The sequence below is a fragment of the Pseudomonas fulva NBRC 16637 = DSM 17717 genome (assembly GCF_000730565.1).
Taxonomy (GTDB): Bacteria; Pseudomonadota; Gammaproteobacteria; order Pseudomonadales; family Pseudomonadaceae; genus Aquipseudomonas; species Aquipseudomonas fulva.
Genome location: NZ_BBIQ01000014.1, coordinates 45,116 through 62,249 on the forward strand (window position 1 = coordinate 45,116; position 17,134 = coordinate 62,249).

At 60.5% G+C, this 17,134-nt stretch carries 19 protein-coding genes and 1 tRNA gene; 17 read left to right on the forward strand and 3 right to left on the reverse strand.

The window, feature by feature from the left end; translation table 11 throughout:
- Positions 1-126: 126 nt before the first annotated feature.
- The 15 genes from ruvC to PFU01S_RS14870 all read left to right on the forward strand — a co-directional run bounded on the left by ruvC (position 127) and on the right by PFU01S_RS14870 (position 10,899).
- A complete protein-coding gene (ruvC, locus tag PFU01S_RS14800) occupies positions 127-651 on the forward strand; it encodes a crossover junction endodeoxyribonuclease RuvC (protein ID WP_023536229.1) in 525 nt (174 codons plus the stop codon).
- 108 nt (positions 652-759) lie between these two features.
- Entirely contained in the window at positions 760-1,377 is a 618-nt protein-coding gene (gene ruvA, locus PFU01S_RS14805) for a Holliday junction branch migration protein RuvA (RefSeq protein ID WP_023536259.1), read from the forward strand.
- Entirely contained in the window at positions 1,374-2,420 is a 1,047-nt protein-coding gene (gene ruvB / locus PFU01S_RS14810) for a Holliday junction branch migration DNA helicase RuvB (protein ID WP_023536242.1), read from the forward strand. Before ruvA ends, ruvB begins: the two co-directional genes overlap by 4 nt.
- A 125-nt stretch (positions 2,421-2,545) precedes the next feature.
- Entirely contained in the window at positions 2,546-2,998 is a 453-nt protein-coding gene (gene ybgC / locus PFU01S_RS14815; RefSeq protein WP_027914216.1) for a tol-pal system-associated acyl-CoA thioesterase, read from the forward strand.
- Between the two features lie 2 nt (positions 2,999-3,000).
- Positions 3,001-3,696 (forward strand): protein TolQ, encoded by a 696-nt coding sequence (gene tolQ, locus PFU01S_RS14820; protein WP_027914217.1) that lies wholly within the window; start codon positions 3,001-3,003, stop codon positions 3,694-3,696.
- Between the two features lie 14 nt (positions 3,697-3,710).
- Positions 3,711-4,163 (forward strand): protein TolR, encoded by a 453-nt coding sequence (gene tolR / locus PFU01S_RS14825; protein ID WP_003254760.1) that lies wholly within the window; start codon positions 3,711-3,713, stop codon positions 4,161-4,163.
- Positions 4,163-5,284, forward strand: coding sequence for a cell envelope integrity protein TolA (gene tolA / locus PFU01S_RS14830; RefSeq protein ID WP_033694990.1), 1,122 nt, complete (start codon positions 4,163-4,165; stop codon positions 5,282-5,284). Before tolR ends, tolA begins: the two co-directional genes overlap by 1 nt.
- A 26-nt stretch (positions 5,285-5,310) precedes the next feature.
- Positions 5,311-6,582, forward strand: a complete 1,272-nt coding sequence (tolB, locus tag PFU01S_RS14835; RefSeq protein WP_023536327.1) for a Tol-Pal system beta propeller repeat protein TolB — start codon at positions 5,311-5,313, stop codon at positions 6,580-6,582.
- Between the two features lie 54 nt (positions 6,583-6,636).
- The gene (gene pal / locus PFU01S_RS14840) at positions 6,637-7,140 is read left to right on the forward strand and encodes a peptidoglycan-associated lipoprotein Pal (RefSeq protein ID WP_023536326.1); all 504 of its coding nucleotides are present in this window, start codon (positions 6,637-6,639) and stop codon (positions 7,138-7,140) included.
- Between the two features lie 6 nt (positions 7,141-7,146).
- Positions 7,147-7,953, forward strand: a complete 807-nt coding sequence (gene ybgF, locus PFU01S_RS14845) for a tol-pal system protein YbgF (RefSeq protein ID WP_028687384.1) — start codon at positions 7,147-7,149, stop codon at positions 7,951-7,953.
- Positions 7,954-8,127: 174 nt separating this feature from the next.
- Positions 8,128-8,775, forward strand: a complete 648-nt coding sequence (gene queE / locus PFU01S_RS14850; RefSeq protein WP_028687385.1) for a 7-carboxy-7-deazaguanine synthase QueE — start codon at positions 8,128-8,130, stop codon at positions 8,773-8,775.
- A 15-nt stretch (positions 8,776-8,790) separates the two neighbouring features.
- Entirely contained in the window at positions 8,791-9,465 is a 675-nt protein-coding gene (queC, locus tag PFU01S_RS14855; protein ID WP_028687386.1) for a 7-cyano-7-deazaguanine synthase QueC, read from the forward strand.
- Between the two features lie 61 nt (positions 9,466-9,526).
- Positions 9,527-9,602 (forward strand) — tRNA-Lys (locus PFU01S_RS14860).
- 333 nt (positions 9,603-9,935) lie between these two features.
- On the forward strand, positions 9,936-10,499 hold the full coding sequence (locus PFU01S_RS14865; RefSeq protein WP_028687387.1) for a hypothetical protein: 564 nt from the start codon (positions 9,936-9,938) through the stop codon (positions 10,497-10,499).
- A 22-nt stretch (positions 10,500-10,521) separates the two neighbouring features.
- Positions 10,522-10,899, forward strand: coding sequence for a hypothetical protein (locus PFU01S_RS14870; RefSeq protein ID WP_027914223.1), 378 nt, complete (start codon positions 10,522-10,524; stop codon positions 10,897-10,899).
- 44 nt (positions 10,900-10,943) lie between these two features.
- On the opposite strand, the gene PFU01S_RS14875 is transcribed toward PFU01S_RS14870, so the two are convergent.
- Entirely contained in the window at positions 10,944-11,738 is a 795-nt protein-coding gene (locus PFU01S_RS14875; RefSeq protein ID WP_028687388.1) for an alpha/beta fold hydrolase, read from the reverse strand.
- A 226-nt stretch (positions 11,739-11,964) separates the two neighbouring features.
- Between PFU01S_RS14875 and PFU01S_RS14880 the strand changes: the two genes are divergently transcribed.
- Positions 11,965-12,750, forward strand: a complete 786-nt coding sequence (locus PFU01S_RS14880; RefSeq protein ID WP_027914225.1) for an EAL domain-containing protein — start codon at positions 11,965-11,967, stop codon at positions 12,748-12,750.
- A 10-nt stretch (positions 12,751-12,760) separates the two neighbouring features.
- Here PFU01S_RS14880 and PFU01S_RS14885 read toward each other — a convergent pair whose 3' ends face one another.
- Complete coding sequence (locus PFU01S_RS14885) at positions 12,761-13,720, reverse strand: cation diffusion facilitator family transporter (protein ID WP_028687389.1); 960 nt, start codon at positions 13,718-13,720, stop codon at positions 12,761-12,763.
- A 12-nt stretch (positions 13,721-13,732) separates the two neighbouring features.
- Positions 13,733-15,088 carry an APC family permease gene (locus PFU01S_RS14890; RefSeq protein ID WP_028687390.1) on the reverse strand — a complete coding sequence of 452 codons (1,356 nt, stop codon included), beginning with the start codon at positions 15,086-15,088 and terminating at the stop codon, positions 13,733-13,735.
- Positions 15,089-15,519: 431 nt separating this feature from the next.
- On the opposite strand from PFU01S_RS14890, the gene PFU01S_RS14900 reads away from it, so the two are divergent.
- Positions 15,520-17,031 carry a YdgA family protein gene (locus PFU01S_RS14900; RefSeq protein ID WP_028687392.1) on the forward strand — a complete coding sequence of 504 codons (1,512 nt, stop codon included), beginning with the start codon at positions 15,520-15,522 and terminating at the stop codon, positions 17,029-17,031.
- Positions 17,032-17,134: the final 103 nt, after the last annotated feature.

Sequence of the window (17,134 nt, forward strand, 5' to 3'; positions counted from 1 at the left end):
CGTTTGTACAGGCCCTTTCGCAGGGCGCCCGTGGCACAGGTGGCAGCACTGGCGACCTGGCCAGGGGGTTGACCTGCGAAAGGGCCTGTACTGTTTGCACACCGCTTCACTTCAACGACAGGCGCTATGACTCTGATTCTAGGTATCGACCCCGGCTCGCGCATCACAGGTTATGGCGTTGTTCGCCAGACCGCACGTGGTTGCGAGTACGTGGCCTCAGGCTGCATCCGCACAGGCAGTGGTGAACTGCACGAGCGTTTGCAGATCGTGTTTCGTGGGGTCAGCGAAGTCATCGGCCAGCATGGCCCGGTGACCATGGGCATCGAGCGAGTTTTCATGGCCCGCAACGCCGATTCGGCCCTCAAGCTGGGGCAGGCCCGAGGCGCGGCCATCGTCGCAGCGGCTGAAGCAGGGCTGGAAATCGCCGAGTACAGCGCCACCCAGGTCAAGCAGGCGGTGGCTGGTACGGGCGGGGCGAACAAGGACCAGGTGATGATGATGGTCATGCACCTGCTCAAGCTGACCCAAAAGCCCCAGATCGATGCTTCCGACGCGCTGGCCATTGCCTTGTGCCATGCCCACACCCGTTCGAGTCTGGTGCCCCATGGGCTGTCTACGGCGCGTCGGCGCGGTGGGCGCTTGCGTCTGTAAGCGCTTCATGCGCTGATACACATTTTGTGCAGGCGGAGCGTCCGCCTGCCGTATTTGCTGATAGGGTTGAGCGGCCATCGGGCAGCTCCCCGTGAAAAGGATCGAAACGTGATCGGACGTTTGCGCGGCACCCTGGCGGAAAAGCAGCCGCCGCACCTCATCATCGACGTCAATGGCGTGGGCTACGAACTGGAAGTCCCCATGACGACGCTCTATCGCCTGCCCAAGGTCGGCGAGCCGGTAACGGTGCACACGCACCTTGTGGTGCGTGAAGACGCCCACCTGCTCTATGGCTTTGCCGAAAAGCGCGAGCGCGAATTGTTCCGCGAGCTCATTCGGCTCAACGGTGTGGGCCCCAAGCTGGCCCTGGCACTGATGTCCGGGCTTGAGATCGATGAGCTGGTGCGCTGCGTGCAGGCCCAGGACGCCTCGGTATTGGTACGCGTGCCCGGTGTAGGCAAAAAAACGGCAGAGCGCCTGCTGGTCGAGCTCAAGGACCGCTTCAAGGCTTGGGAAACGTCCCCGGCCATGTTCGCGTTGGTGTCCGATGGGCCATTGCCGGCCGCCAGCGAGTCCACCGCCGAGGCGGATGCGGTCAGCGCCCTGGTGTCCCTGGGCTACAAGCCCCAGGAAGCGAGCAAGGCCATCGGTGCGATCAAGGACAAGTCGGGGCTTTCCAGTGAAGAGCTGATTCGCCGCAGCCTCAAGGGGATGATTACCAAGTGATCGAAGCCGACCGCCTGATCGCTGCCAGTGGCCGCGACCGCGAAGAAGTCCAGGATCGCGCCATCCGGCCCTTGCGGCTGGAGGAGTACATTGGCCAGCCCGTGGTGCGCGAGCAGATGGCACTGTTCATCCAGGCGGCGCGCGGGCGCAGCGAGTCGCTCGACCACACGCTGATCTTCGGCCCGCCAGGCCTGGGCAAGACCACCCTGGCCAACATCATCGCCCACGAGATGGGGGTGTCGGTCAAAAGCACCTCGGGGCCGATCCTCGAGCGCCCTGGCGACCTGGCCGCCATGCTGACCAACCTTGAGCCTCATGACGTGCTCTTCATCGACGAGATCCACCGGCTGTCGCCGGTCGTCGAAGAGGTGCTCTATCCAGCCATGGAAGACTTTCAGCTCGACATCATGATCGGCGAAGGCCCGGCGGCCCGCTCGATCAAGCTCGACCTGCCACCTTTCACGCTGGTCGGTGCCACGACGCGCGCCGGCATGCTCACCAACCCGCTGCGCGACCGTTTCGGCATCGTGCAGCGGCTGGAGTTCTACAGCGACAAGGACCTGGCGACCATCGTCAGCCGTTCGGCCAACATCCTGGGCCTGGTCATCGAGGACCTCGGTGCCTATGAGATCGCGCGCCGTGCCCGCGGCACACCGCGCATTGCCAACCGCTTGCTGCGGCGGGTGCGCGACTACGCCGAGGTACGCGGCAAGGGCCAGATCACCAAGGCCGTGGCCGACATGGCGCTCAACCTGCTGGACGTCGATGAGCGCGGCTTCGACCATTCCGACAGGCGCCTGCTGCTGACCATGATCGAGAAGTTCGACGGTGGCCCGGTCGGCGTCGACAACCTTGCCGCCGCCATCAGCGAAGAGCGTCACACCATCGAGGACGTGCTTGAGCCTTACCTCATCCAGCAGGGCTACATCATGCGTACGCCCCGTGGCCGTGTGGTGACCCGACACGCCTACCTGCACTTCGGGCTGAATGTTCCCGGGCGATTGGGGGAGGGCGCGGATTTTTCCGAGCCGGGTGATGAATGACAGATCGAAACACGCTTTTCGTGGTCCTACCGCTGGCATGCCCAGGGGGCGATGGCACCCGGATATCGATAGTGAAAAAACAGTTGTCACAGCGGATTGGCAAGCCAAGGAGTAAGCACTAGAGTATGCGCGCGCAAAAAGGCCTGGAACCGTTCGCACACCGTTGTCGCGTCTATTACGAAGATACCGATGCCGGTGGTGTGGTGTATTACGTCAACTACCTGAAATTCATGGAGCGCGCGCGCACCGAACGCTTGCGGCACCTGGGCTTTTCCCAGTCGCAACTGGCTGAAGACAACCTGCTGTTCGTGGTCCATTCCAGCGAAGCGCGTTACCACGTGCCGGCGCGGCTGGACGATGAATTGCGGGTGACCGCGCAAGTACTTGAACTCAATCGCGCCAGCTTGCGCTTCGTGCAGCAAGTGTGGCGGGAAAAGGACGACGCACTGCTTTGTGAAGGGCGGTTTCTGATCGCCGCCGTGCGCGCCGACACTTTCAAACCCCGAGCCATACCTCCCCAGCTGCGCGACGCCTTTGCGGCAGACGGCTCGGGTAATCAATCGAATGCAGGAGAATAAGCGTGGAAGCTAACGTCGTCGACCATACCTCCATGTGGAGTCTGGTCAGTAACGCCAGCGTTGTGGTGCAGTTGGTGATGCTGACCCTGGTGGCCGCCTCGGTCACCTCGTGGATCATGATTTTCCAGCGCAGCACCATGCTGCGCGCCGGTCGTCGTGCGCTCGATGCTTTCGAGGAGCGCTTCTGGTCGGGTATCGACCTGTCCAAGCTGTACCGTCAGGCAGGCAGCAACCCGGACCCGGACTCGGGTGTGGAGCAGGTCTTCCGTGCAGGCTTCAAGGAGTTTTCCCGTCTGCGCCAGCAACCTGGCGTTGATCCGGACGCCGTGATGGAAGGGGTTGGCCGTGCCATGCGCGTCGCCATCTCCCGCGAAGAAGAAAAGCTCGAGCAGAGTTTACCGTTCCTGGCGACCGTGGGTTCGACCAGCCCCTATATCGGCCTGTTCGGGACCGTGTGGGGCATCATGAACTCCTTCCGCGGCCTGGCAAGTGCGCAACAAGCCACGCTGGCTACCGTTGCCCCCGGCATCGCCGAAGCGCTGATCGCCACGGCCATCGGCCTGTTCGCAGCCATTCCGGCGGTCATCGCATACAACCGCTTTGCGGCCCGCAGTGAAACGCTGATCAGCCGTTACTACACCTTCGCCGACGAGTTCCAGGCGATCCTGCACCGCAAAGTGCACACCAGCGAAGAGTAATCAGGTACAAGCCCATGGCCCGAGTTCGCCACAAACGCAAGCCCGTCGCCGAGATGAACGTGGTGCCCTACATCGACGTGATGCTGGTGCTGCTGGTCATCTTCATGGTGACGGCGCCCATGCTCAATCAGGGCGTGAAGGTCGATCTGCCCAAGGTTTCCAGCGAAGCCTTGCCGCAGGACAACAACGTCCAGATCCTCACCATTTCCATCAAGGCCGACAAGACCTACTACTGGAACCTTGGCAGCGAAGTCGATACCGACAAGCAAATGGACAAGGCTATGACCTTGCCGGCCATGACCGACGCCGTTACCAAGATCATCGCGGCCGGTCGCGACCAGGGCAAACAGACCCAGGTATTCATCCGTGGCGACAAGGCGGTGGACTACGGCGCGGTCATGGGTGCCATGGGCGGGCTGCAGAAAGCCGGTGTCGGTAACGTCGGCCTGATTACCGAGGCACCCTGATGCAACAGCGAGAGCCCTCTGCCTCGGAAAGCTACTTCTGGCCCAGTGTCTGGGCCATCGGCCTGCATGTGCTGGTGTTTGGCATGCTGTTCGCAAGCTTTGCCATGACGCCTGAACTGCCACCGTCCAAGCCGATCGTTCAGGCTACGCTCTATCAGCTCAAGTCCAAGAGCCAGGCGACTACCCAGACCAACCAGAAGATTGCCGGGGAAGCGAAGAAAACCGCTTCGCGTCAGACCGAGGTCGAGCAGCTTGAGCAGAAGAAGGTCGAGCAGGAAGCGGTGAAAGCCGCGGAACAAAAGAAAGCCGACGCTGCTCAAAAGGCCCAGGAGGCACGCGAGGCTGCCGAGGCCAAAAAGGCCGAGGACGCGGCCAAGGCTGCCGAAACGGCCAAAGCTGCTGAAGCCAAGAAAGCGGCCGAAGCCAAGAAGGCCGATGAGGCGAAGAAGGCTGCCGAGAAACAGCAAGCTGACATCGCTAAGAAAAAGGCTGAAGAAGAAGCGAAGAAAAAAGCCGAAGAAGAGGCCAAGAAGCAGGCCGCTGAAGAGGCGAAGAAGCAAGCTGCCGAGGAGGCCAAGAAAAAGGCAGCCGAGGACGCGAAGAAAAAAGCGGCTGAGGACGCCAAGAAAAAGGCGGCAGCGGCCGAAGAGGCGAAGAAGAAGGCAGCCGAGGACGCCAAGAAAAAGGCCGCAGCGGATGCCCAGAAGAAAAAGGCACAGGAAGCAGCTCGCAAGGCGGCTGAAGACAAGAAGGCACAGGCCCTGGCCGAGCTCTTGTCCGACACCACCGAGCGGCAGCAGGCGCTGGCCGACGAGCAGGGTGACCAGGTGGCCGGCGACTTCGACGACCTGATCCGTATGCGCGCGGCAGAAGGCTGGGCTCGCCCGCCATCGGCGCGTAAAGGCATGACGGTGGTACTGCAGATCAACATGTTGCCCGATGGCACCATCACCAGCGTCAGCGTGGCCCGGTCAAGCGGTGACGGCCCCTATGACAGCTCGGCGGTGGCAGCGGTGAAGAACATCGGTCGCCTGACTGAAATGCAGGGCATGAAGCCGAGCGATTTCAACCAATATCGCTCGTTCAAGATGACATTTACACCTGAGGATCTAGCGTTGTGATTAAACGTCTGAGAGGACTGCTGGTCATGCTGTGCTGCGTGGCAGGCATGGCCGTAGCAGAGGAAAAGAACATCCTGGTCACCAGTGGCAGTGACCGGGCAACGCCAATTGCAGTGGTGCCGTTCGCTGTTCAGGGTGGCAGTGTGCTGCCTGAAGACATGGCCGACATCATCGGCAACGACCTGCGCAACTCCGGCTACTACTCGCCCATCCCGCGCCAGAACATGATCAGCCAGCCCTCCCAGGCCAGCGAAGTCATCTTCCGCGACTGGAAGGCGCTGGGTGCCCAGTACGTGATGGTGGGCAGCATCGTGCCCTCCGGTGGTCGCCTGCAGGTGCAATACGCCCTGTTCAACGTCGCCACCGAGCAGCAGGTCCTGACCGGCAGCGTTGCCGGCACCACCGACCAGCTGCGCGACATGTCGCACTACATCGCCGACCAGTCGTTCGAGAAGCTCACCGGTATCAAGGGTGCCTTCTCCACGCGCATGCTGTACGTGACGGCCGAGCGCTTCTCTACGAACAACACGCGCTACACCCTGCAGCGTTCGGACTATGACGGTGCCCGCGCCGTGACCCTGCTGCAGTCCCGCGAGCCGATCCTGTCGCCGCGCTTCGCGCCCGATGGCAAACGCATCGCCTATGTATCGTTCGAGCAGAAGCGCCCGCGTATCTTCGTTCAGCACATCGACACCGGTCGCCGTGAACAGGTCACCAACTTCGAGGGCCTCAATGGCGCACCTGCCTGGTCGCCCGATGGTTCGCGCCTGGCCTTCGTGCTCTCCAAGGATGGGAACCCGGACATCTATGTGATGAACGTGGCCTCGCGTCAGATCAGCCGCGTGACTGCCGGCCCTGGCATCAATACCGAGCCATTCTGGGGTAAGGACGGCAACACCCTGTACTTCACGTCCGACCGTGGCGGCAAACCGCAGATCTACAAACAGTCGGTCAGTGGCGGCAGCGCCGAGCGCGTAACGTTCGTGGGTAATTACAACGCCAACCCGAAACTCTCGGCAGACGAAAAGACCCTGGTGATGATTCACCGCCAACAGGGTTTCACCAACTTCAAAGTTGCCGCTCAGGACTTGCAACGCGGAAGTGTAAAGATTCTCTCGGAAACAAGTCTTGATGAGTCTCCCACTGTTGCGCCCAACGGCACCATGCTAATCTACGCCACCCGCCAGCAGGGCCGGGGAGTCTTGATGCTCGTGTCGCTTAATGGCCGCGTGAGGCTCCCACTTCCTACCGCTCAAGGCGAAGTCAGAGAACCGTCCTGGTCCCCTTACCTGAACTGATTGCGGCGTAATACGTTTTGCTTAACACACTGGGGTTTCATTAGGAGTTTCACGATGGAAATGCTGAAGTTTGGTAAATTCGCTGCGCTGGCTCTGGCCATGGCTGTGGCTGTAGGTTGCTCCTCCAAGGGCGGTGACAACGCAGGTGAAGGCGCTGGCGCCGTTGATCCGAACGCTGGCTACGGTGCCAACACCGGCGCAGTCGACGGTTCCCTGAGCGAAGAAGCCGCTCTGCGCGCAATCACCACCTTCTACTTCGAATACGACAGCTCGGACCTGAAGCCAGAAGCCATGCGCGCTCTGGACGTTCACGCCAAGGACCTGAAAGCCAACGGCAACCGCGTTGTCCTGGAAGGCAACACCGACGAGCGCGGCACCCGCGAGTACAACATGGCTCTGGGTGAGCGTCGTGCCAAGGCCGTTCAGCGCTACCTGGTTCTGCAGGGCGTTTCCCCTGCTCAGCTGGAAGTGGTTTCCTACGGCGAAGAGCGTCCAGTTGCTACCGGCAACGACGAGCAGTCCTGGGCTCAAAACCGTCGCGTAGAACTGCGTAAGTAAGTTCCTATGCGTAAGTGCCGCCGTGCAGTAACCGTCCTCGCACTCAGCCTGCCCCTTTCGGCGTGGGCTGCAGTCCCTGTAGTAGATGACAACACAGGCAGCTATCCGCCTGCGGGTTATGGCACGAGCGGCGCCTATGCCGGGTCAGGGGCTTCGGCCCCTGCCTCTGCACAGGGCCAGCTGTTCATGCAGCTGCAACAGATGCAGGATCAGCTTTCCCGCCAGCAAGGCATCATCGAAGAGTTGCAAAACGATGTGTCTCGCATGAAGCAGGAAAACCTGGAGCGATACCAGGACCTGGACCGTCGCATCAACAGTGGCGCCGCGCCTGCCGCGACCCCTGACAATTCTTCCGCCGGTGGTGCCTCTGGCGCCGCCGCGGGGGCTGCAGCCGGTGCTGCTGCCCAACAACCGGCCGCCAGTAGCGAGCCCGGTGATCCGGCCAAGGAAAAGCTCTACTACGATGCTGCCTTCGACCTGATCAAGCAAAAAGACTTCGACAAGGCCAGCCAGGCGTTCAACGCCTTCCTGCGCAAGTACCCCAACAGCCAATATGCCGGTAATGCACAGTATTGGCTGGGCGAAGTGAACCTGGCCAAGGGTGACCTGCAGGGTGCAAGCCAGGCATTCGCTCAGGTAAGCCAGAAGTACCCCAAGCACAGCAAGGTGCCAGACTCCTTGTACAAGCTGGCCGATGTCGAGCGTCGTCTCGGTCACACGGACAAGGTGAAGGGTATTCTCCAGCAGGTGGTGACCCAATATCCGGGCACATCGGCTGCGCAATTGGCGCAACGAGACCTGCAAAAGCTGTGAAGTGATGCGGCGCTTGCCTGCCGTTCGAAAGAAACCCGCGCCTGGCGCGGGTTTTTTCGTTAGAATCACCGCCCTTTTTTCGTAAACACGCTGTCACGGATAACGCTATGTCGAGTCCGTGCCAGTGCCTGACGGAGGCGGGCAGCCTGTTTTGCTGTCACGCCCGTGGCGATCATGCAAGATACATTACGCATCACCGAAGTCTTTTACTCATTGCAGGGTGAAACACGAACGGCTGGGCTGCCCACGGTATTCGTGCGGCTCACCGGTTGCCCCCTGCGCTGCCAATACTGCGACAGCGCCTATGCCTTCAGTGGCGGCACACTGCGCAGCCTCGATTCGATCCTTGAACAGGTGGCTGGCTTCAAGCCGCGCTATGTCTGCGTGACGGGCGGTGAGCCCCTTGCCCAGCCTAACGCCTTGCCCCTGTTGCAGCGCTTGTGCGATGCCGGTTACGAGGTTTCGCTGGAAACCAGCGGCGCGCTCGATATCGCCGGCACCGACACCCGTGTCAGCCGCGTCGTCGACCTGAAAACCCCGGGTTCGGAAGAATCGCACCGCAACCGCTATGAGAACATCGAGCACCTGACGCCCAACGACCAGGTCAAGTTCGTCATCTGCTCTCGCGAAGATTACGACTGGGCGGTGTCCAAGCTGATCCAGTACAACCTGGCCGAGCGCGCCGGCGAAGTATTGTTCTCGCCGAGCCACCACCAGGTGAGCGCCACTGACCTGGCTGACTGGATCGTTGCCGACAACTTGCCTGTCCGTTTCCAACTTCAGCTGCACAAGCTGTTGTGGAACGACGAACCTGGGCGCTGAGCAAGAGAGTGAGACATGACTGATAAACGCGCAGTAATTCTTCTGTCCGGTGGCCTGGACTCGGCCACGGTAGTGGCCATGGCCAAGGCCCAGGGCTATGCCTGCTATACCATGAGCTTCGATTACGGCCAGCGTCACCGCGCCGAGCTTAACGCCGCTACACGGGTCGCCCAGGACCTGGGCGTGGTAGAGCACAAGGTGATTGGGCTGAACCTGGATGGCATCGGTGGCTCGGCCCTGACTGACAGCAGCATCGATGTGCCGGAAACGCCGGGCGAGGGTATCCCGGTGACCTACGTGCCAGCGCGCAACACGGTGTTTCTGTCGCTGGCGCTGGGCTGGGCTGAAGTGCTGCAAGCCCGTGACATTTTCATCGGGGTCAACGCCGTGGATTATTCCGGCTACCCGGACTGCCGCCCCGAGTTCGTCGAAGCCTTCGAACGCATGGCCAACCTGGCCACCAAGGCAGGCGTCGAAGGGCAGGGTTTCCGCATTCAGGCACCCTTGCAGAACATGAGCAAAGCCCAGATCGTCCAGGCCGGCGTGGCGCACGGGGTCGACTATAGCCTGACCGTATCGTGCTACCAGGCTGATGACGACGGGCGTGCTTGTGGCAAGTGCGACAGCTGCCGCCTGCGGGCTGAGGGCTTCAAGGCAGCCGCCGTGGCGGACCCGACGCGCTATTTTTAAGAAAGTTTACCGAGGGGTGTTGATTTCTCTATAGAAATCAGTATTATACGCGCCATCCAACGGGTCGTTAGCTCAGTTGGTAGAGCAGTTGGCTTTTAACCAATTGGTCGTAGGTTCGAATCCTACACGACCCACCATCTTCGCAGCGGTTGCGAATACTTCAGCTAGACCACAGGGTCAGCGCCAAGTCTAGCAACCGTATGAATCGAGCAGTCAGCTCGCTTCTGTGTGAAATCTGTACGAAAAGCCCGCCCCTATCGGCGGGCTTTTTCGTTTCTGGTCAAAGCGCTTGGCCTATGGCCTGTCTGGCAGAGACTCTGCCTTTTTCACAGGCAGTGTTCTACATGCAAGTGCCCTCTGATGAAGTCTCAACGGGCGACTCCCTAGTGCAGGTGTACTAGATAGCCCTTTGCCCAATACTGCGGATGGGAAAATTCTCTGTCTAAGTAATGGCAGAGAGATGGCCAGTCATGCGCTCCCCAGTGAAACATCTGCTGTCGCTTGCACTCCTGTTAGGCGCCTTACCCGTCCACGCGGACAATGCCCCGAAGGGCGACTACTGGGTCGTTCATCATCAAGCCAGCCTGGGCAAGAGCAAGGCATACCTTGTAGACGGCGACCCCGGAAACATCTACGAGCGCCCCGGCGGCGTCAAATCCGTGGGCGTCTATCTGTTTGACCAGCAGCCCGGCAAGCCCGATTTCACGGTCTACGACGTCGAAGTCGATTGCAAGAACAAGCGGGCTCGTGTCACAGGAGCGCTCGACTTCAGCAGCGTGGCCAATACCTTGCGCAAGGCCAAGTTCTCCAACCAATGGCAGGGCGATCAACAACCGTGGTTGGCGCAAAGCCGTGATTTCATCTGTAAGCCAGCTGAGCGCCAAGCCCTCAAGATGGAGCACTTGGGCGTAATGTCAGCTTCGGAGTTGAGCCGCTCTGGCCCGCAGCTATTCGAGATACTGACACGCGAGGCGCTCAGGGCCGAGATCATCAGGCAGATCGATGACGCCTTCACACAGATGCCTGCCAAGTAACTGTCCACCAAGGAGAGAAGCCATGATCCGTCTGCTTGTGTTATGCCTGGGCGCTGTACTGCTTGGCGGATGCTCGTCGCTGGAGGCAACCAGTGCGTGGAAAGGCCGCCCGGTCGGCGAGCTGATCGATTACTTTGGCGTGCCCAGGGTCATCATGGTGGCGCCTGATCAGGACATGGTGGTGCTCAGGTACGTGCGCGACAGCACGTATATTTCCCGGGAGGCTGCGGGCACCTATACCGGCCCTGAAAATGGCCAATTGGTGCACCGCGAGTATTGGCAGGATGTCGAGCACTCAGGCAGTTGCGAGATCAACGTTTTTGTCGACAGGGCGCACGTGGTGCAGAAAGTCAGGGCCAATGGTCGCTGTGCGGTCATTGACATGGCGCCCAAGGCGTAGCCCGGCAGTGGGAGGCAGGCACCGGGCGAATGCTCGTTGAGCGATTACCGATTTCGCCCCCCTTCATCGTTGATTAAAAAAGCTTCCATCACAGGCAATAGCCATTGCGGATGCGTTTCATGAGGTGAATGATCAGCCAGTGCCAAGTTCAACAGCTGCGCCCCAGGCACTTGCTCTACCAACTCCAGTGCATTGGCTCGTGAAACCAGGCGATCACGATCGCCACGCACCACCAGCAATGGCGCGGTAATGCCCCCGACGCTGGCTGCGGGATAGCCGTGCTCACTGTCATCTAGCCACAACCCTCGGACGGCCTCCAGCAACCTTGCAAAGTCCGGTTGTGGGTTGATCGCCTCATAGCGAGCCACATCGTCGGCAAACAGGCCGCGCCACTTCGCGGCGGTGATGCCTTCGTACAGGGCCCGCGCAGGGTCGTTCTCTCCCAGCGCCCAGTGAGCCCCAATGGTGACGAGTCGATCGACCGTGACGGCCTGCGAGGCGGCCATGCGCAGCGCGACGATTCCGCCATCGCTGTGCCCGATCAGGGTGACGCGTTCAAGCGCCAGGTGATCGATTACCCGCTCTACGTCGTGCTGCATGCGCGCATAGGTGAGTGGTGCGCCGCCTAGGGTAGACATGCCCTGGCCGCGGCTGTCGATGCCGATCACGCGCCAACGGCGGGCCAAGTGCGGGGTGATGGCATTGAAGCTTTCAATATGGCCAAGGCCGCCATGCAGCAGGATCAACGCGGGTGCGTCGGCTGCACCCAGTTGTTCGTAGTAAAGGCGTGCATCATCGACGGTGAGGTACTCGCCGCCCCGGTGGGTGAAGACAGTCATGTCGAAGTTGTCCATGTCGTCAGATGTTAGATCGGGCGACAGTGTACCGAGTTGCCCACTTGAGCCCAATAAATCCAACCTATCGGGGCTTTTTGTCGGGTCATCAACCTTGCGCACCGCACCTCTCGCCAGCCATGCTGTCAAATTGCCAACAACGCTGTTTTGACGTTCTCACGATCGTGTTATCCCAGCGCTACTTTCTCTTCATCAAGCTGCCGGAGACACCATGGCCGATTTGATCTTTGCGCAGCCTTTCGAAGCTGTAGGTTGCAAGCAATGCCGTGAGATGGCGGACCTGGGGTTCGGCATCACAATGGCCTTTCAACCTATCGTTCACCAGCCTTCGGGTAAACCCTACGCCTACGAGGCGTTGGTCAGAGGTGTCGGGGGGGAGGGGGCTGCGCAGGTGCTGGCCAAGGTCACACCCGATAACCTGTATCGCTTCGACCAGGCTTGCCGGGTCAAGGCCATCGAAAAAGCCTCCGAGCTTGGGCTCAACCGTGTGCAGGATTGCAAGCTCAGCATCAACTTCCTGCCCAACGCCGTGTACCGCCCCGCCACCTGTATCCGCGCGACGCTCGAGGCCTCCAAGCAGTTCGATTTTCCGGCCGACAGGCTGATTTTCGAAGTGACCGAAGGCGAACGGGTCGAGGACACCGAACACCTGAAGTCCATTTTCCGCGAGTACGACCGGCAGGGCTTCACCACGGCCATTGACGATTTCGGCTCAGGCTATTCGGGCCTGAACCTGCTTGCCGAGTTTCAACCGGACCTCCTGAAGCTGGACATGGCGCTGACACGCAACCTTGGCGCCGACCCGGTGCGTCAGGCGATCGTGGCAGGCATCGTGCTGGTGGCGCGGCGGCTGGACATTCTGTTGGTCGCTGAGGGCGTGGAAACAGCAGCCGAGTGCCAGGCGTTGGCCGCGCTGGGTATCGAGCTGATGCAAGGTTACTATTTTGCCCGCCCTGAAATCGAAGCGCTGCCGCTGATCGAACGCCTGCGTGGCTGAGTCCTGATGCTCATTCGGCCCACTCGGGGTCGCCGGTAAATACGACCGTCAGCCAGCGATTGGGCCCTTCGCCGCCGATGGCCTCGCCGATCTCGTTGCGCCAGGCATCCCACTGCTCGATGGTCTTGGCCGCCATCTGCGGCGGCACGATGAAGTACAGCTCAATCTCCCGCGAGCGTCCCACCTTGGCCACATAGGCGCGGTAGGACTGCAGGCCATGGCGTTCGACGAAAGCCTGCGCAACCGCGTCTACGTGCTGCTTGAGATCGCCCGGCGTGACGAGAAAGATATCCGCCAACGCCTGGCGAACGACCGACATTGGCAAGGGTACGATCACCAGGCAGACCAGTGCCAGCACGGCCGGGTCGATGTAGGGCGATACCCATTCAAGCGATGTGCCCTGCACGGCATAGCCAAAGCAGAAGGCGATCAACAGCGCCGCCGTGATGCTGGCGGACATCACCCAGCCCTTCACGTCCATGGCGACGAAGTCCGACCGCAGCTTGCGGTTGGCCTTGCCCTCGATCACCGCGATGCTCACGCAGGCGGTGACGGTGAGCGCCGCATAGACCATGGCGATACCAAACTCCAGGTGACGTCCACCTTCCAGCAGGCTGCTCACAGCGTTGATCAGGGCGTAGATGGCAACACCGCTGAGCAGGATGCCATTGAGTGCCAGCACCATCGGTTCCAGGTGCCAGAAGCCCATGGTGAAGCGCTCGCGCAGTTTGCGCGACATCTGCAGGCTGCTGGCATGGGAAGTGATCAGCCTGACCACCATCAACGACAGCCCGCTCATGCTGGCATCCACCAGCGAGTAGACGCCGTCGAACACGATGGAAAACGAGCCCGATGCCAAGCCAAAGGCAATGCCGATGCTGGCGATGAACAGGGTGACCGCGATCGAGGTGCGCAGCAGGCCCTGCTCACTGGTGATATCGAAGAAACCGGGTGGGGTTGAGCTGTGCATGGTCGGTACGCGTCATCCCTCGACGATACAGTTGGGCGGCGCCGCTCTGAACGCCTTGGTCAACCAGGCCAGGTACACCAGGCCCAGCGTGGCCCAGACCCCGCCGAACAGCAGCGAGTGCATGTTCAGGTCCAGCCACAGCGAAACGATGATACAAAAGCCTGTGGTGGGCAGTACCAGGTACTTCAGCTGGTTGGCCAGCCCTCGGCGATTGCCCTCTCGCAGGTAGCAGTGATTGATTACCGACAAGTTGACGAAGCTGAACGCCACCAATGCACCGAAGTTGATGATGGAGGTGGCGGTGACCAGGTCGAAGAAGATGGCCGACAGCGAAATCACCCCCACCACGGCAATGTTCAGTACGGGTGTCTTGTAGCGTGAATGCAACCGCGCAAAAACGCTCGCGGGTATGACCTTGTCACGGCCCATTACATATAGCAGGCGCGACACGCTGGTCTGCGACGCCAGCCCCGAGGCGATGGTGTTGATCACCGTGCACGCGATGAAGACCGACTGGAACAGCTTGCCCCCGACATACAAGGCGATCTCAGGCAGCGCCGCTTCCTGATCGTGAAAGCGTGCCATGGTGGGGAAGTAGGCCTGAATGAAGTAGGACACGGTGATGAATACAACGCCGCCGATCAATGCCGTGAGGAAGATGGCCCGCGGTATGGTTTTGGCTGGGTCGCGCGTTTCCTCGGACAGGCACGTGACCGCATCGAAACCCAGGAATGAGAAGCACAGAATGGTTGCACCAGCGGCCAGGGCGCTCAGGTGGGTCTGCTGGTCGGCGAAGGGCAACAGGCTCCATGCGGTGCCCAGGCCTTCGCCCTGGTCCAGCCCGCGTACGCACAGGTAGATGAACACCGCGATGATCGCCACCTGCACGCCAACGAACAGCAGGTTGAAATGCGCAACCAGATTGACGCTGCGCATGTTGATCAGGCTGATCAGGGACACGAAGGCCACGACCCAGACCCACTGTGGCACCTCGGGGAACATGGCAGACAGGTACAGTTTGGCCAGCAAGGCGTTGACCATGGGCAGCAACAGGTAGTCCAGCAAGGAAGACCAGCCTACCAGGAAGCCCACGTGTGGATTGATGGCACGTTGGGTGTAGGTGTAGGCCGATCCCGACTGGGGAAAGCGCTTGACCAGGGTTCCGTAGCTGACTGCCGTGAACAGGATGCCGGCCAGGGCCAGTATATAGGCGCTCGGTACGTGCCCAGCGGTGATGCCTGACACGATGCCGAAGGTGTCGAACACGGTCATGGGCGTCAGGTACGCCAGGCCAATGATGATCACATGCCACAGGCGCAGCGTCTTGCGCAGTTGGCCGGCTTCGTGGGCGTAGGGTTCAGGCTGCATGCGAGTGTGACTCCTGCGCAAAGGCTTGGACGACAGGCACAGCGAAGGGCGCAGGCAGCAGCGGCGAGCGGGTGGGCTCCATATTGTTCACCTTTATGTTGGAGCAGCAGAGGCGTGACTGGATCACGCAAGTGATCAAAATAAAAAACGATAGGGTCTTGGGTGTCAAGTTAAACATGACAAGGTGTTTCCAATACGCGATTTTTATCGATAAAACCGCAAACTCAAGCGTTTCTAACGTCGTTTTTGTCAATGCAAATGCCATAAGCGTGTTCGTAAAAATTGACATCTTTGAAGTGGGTCTGTCCAACGGGCCGCCCTGCCTTTCCAGTGGCGAGGCCGCCAATCATCCTGGCCTTCGGTGATATGCTGCATTTTCCTGGCTGCGCAGGCGATGTGCGAGCCTTTATGGACATCAATCGGTTTAATTCATGACGAAGACTTCAGTAGCAATCCTGTCCGGCGTAGCGGTGGCCGTTGTCGCAGTGGTCGTTGGCGGAGCCTGGTACACCGGCAAGCAACTGCCGGGTGAGCTGGACCATGCCTTGGCCCTGAGCAACGCGCAGCTGCAAAAGTCACTGGTGAACACAGGTGGTAGCGTACGCATCGAGTTGGTATCGCTGGACCAGCGTTGGTTCAGCAGCACGGCACACTACCGTGTGATCGCTCGCGATGTGCATGCCAACAGCCAACAGGTGGTAAATTTTGATGTAGGCGTGACCGATCAGATCGAGCACGGCCCGTTCCCATGGTCTCGCGTCAAGACCCTCAGGTTGTTGCCAGTGTTGGCGCTGAGCAATACCACGCTGGACAAGGACGAAGTCACGGCGCCTTGGTACGCAGCAGCCGGTGACCGCGTGCCGTTCAGCGCCCAGACCAGCATGGGGTACGGCGGCAGTGTCGACAGCCAGGTTCACCTGGCGCCGGTCAAGCTCGACGATGCCAACGGCACCAGCCTGGCGTTCTCGGGCATGGAACTTGGGGTCAGCGGGGATCGCGATGGCAAGGATTCGCGCTTCCATGGCGAGGCCGACCACTTCCTGATGAAACTGGTAAGTGAAGACCAGCCGCCCGTCATCTTTGAACTCAATGGGCTGAAGTTGGGTGGCAAGCTGGCGGCGACTGCGCATGACAACCTGTTCACGGGCAACGCTGACCTGTATCTGGCAGAGACCAAGGTCACTCTCGGGCCCAGGCAACAGGCGCTGGTCATCAAAGGGGGCGAGCTCAGTACCCTGCAAAGCCTCGAAGGCCCCGACACCTTTGGCGGGCGCGTTGAATACAAACTCGGGGACATCACTTGGGATGGGCGAGCGGTCGGTAAGGCCCAGATGATCGTCGGCTTCAAGTCCATCCATGCGCCCGCGCTGCAAGCGCTGAGCAACTGGTATGCAGCGCATTTGCCTGAGTTCGAGGCCGCGGCAACTGCCGGGCAGTCGGCGCCACAGATCAACATGACCGAAGCCGAAAAGGCCAAGTTCCAGGGCGACTTGCGCACACTGCTGGCGGCAAAACCCAAGGTGGCGCTCGAAGACTTGAGCCTCAAGACCGCCAATGGCGAGAGTCACTTCAATGTGGCAATGGACTTCGATGCGCCGTCTTCCTTCGACTTGCCACAAGATCAGGCGCTAAAGCAGATGGTGACGCAGGTCACCGGCAAGCTGTCCTTGTCCAAGCCGATGCTAGGGGACCTGGCCACCTTGCAAGCGCTGCTCGACGGTCAGACCGATGCCCAGGCCATCGCTACGCAGTCTGGCCAGGCAGGGGAAATGGTCGGTTTGATGGCCGTGCAAAGCGGCCTGGCCACGGTGGAGGGCGATAAAGTGATCAGCGCGTTGCACTACGCCGATGGCATGGTTGATTTCAACGGCCAAAAAATGACGCTCGAAGCCTTTGCCGCGTTCGTTAACACGCAGCTGGCAATGCTCTCGCCGCAGCGCTGACAGCCCGGCGCTACCTGCCCTTGGGCCGCTGGCGCGAGGGCAGGTAGGGGTTGGATAAAAACCGCTTTAGAAATCTCGGGTTTCTCTGTAGCCTTCGGCCTCC